1 protein-coding gene is annotated in these 880 nt (G+C 47.3%); it reads left to right on the top strand.

Annotated features, from left to right (window positions below; all coding sequences use genetic code 11):
- On the top strand, nt 1-880 hold an 880-nt coding region (locus AB4653_RS22795), incomplete at both ends, for an efflux RND transporter periplasmic adaptor subunit (RefSeq protein ID WP_372105392.1).

Here is an 880-nt window from a genome sequence, read left to right as displayed (position 1 = left end):
GGCTGTGGTGGTAATTCACAACCTACGGAGCAAACCGCTGCTCCAGTGCCTAGTACACCTGTAACGGTGGTACTTGCCGAGGAAATGGCGCATTCGCCAATCCAATACCATGTAGGAAGAATGGAGGCGGTTGAGTCTGCTCAACTGACACCAAGAACCAGTGGTTTCTTGTTAAATAAACTCTTTGATGACGGTGCCTTTGTCGAAGCGGGCGCTGTGCTTTTTGAAATTGACCCAACGTCATACCAAGCGGCATTTGATGCGGCAAAAGCAACCTTATCTGAAGCGCAATCGGCAATGAGCTTGACTCAGCTAAACCATGAAAGAACCACTCAGATGTTGAAGTCGGGCGGTATTTCACAGTCGCAGCTTGATTTGAGTATTGCGGAGCTAGAGATGGCGAGATCTCGAGTGGTATCTGCGCGAGCAAACGTAAGAGTTCAGCAAGACAACTTAGACCAAACCCAAGTTAAAGCACCGTATTCAGGTCAGTTAGGGAAAAGTAACTTCTCTATCGGTGACATGGTAGGCCCTAACTTTGGCCCATTGATTGACCTGATCAAGATGGATCCGATCGATGCCACTTTCTCGATTAAAGAAAGCGAACTGAGTCAATATCAGCTTCAAGGTAAGCAAGCAACATCAGTATTGCTTGAGCGTGATGGTCAATTGACGGACTACCAAGGCAACATCGCTTTTGTTGATAACAAAGTGAATGCAGCCAGCGGTACGGTGACGATTTCTGCCTCTTTTGATAACAGCGAAGCGGGTCTGCTGCCAAATCAATTTGTTCGTGTTGGTCTAACGAGTGCAGAACCGTTAAGCGGCGTGCAAATTCCTCATAAAGCGATCCATCAAGATCAGCTCGCTCAATATGTAC

This window comes from Vibrio sp. 10N.222.48.A3, assembly GCF_041475345.1.
GTDB classification, from domain to species: Bacteria; Pseudomonadota; Gammaproteobacteria; order Enterobacterales; family Vibrionaceae; genus Vibrio; species Vibrio tasmaniensis_A.
The sequence above is the reverse complement of the archived record's forward strand: the minus strand, read 5'-3'. Positions and strand labels throughout refer to the sequence as shown.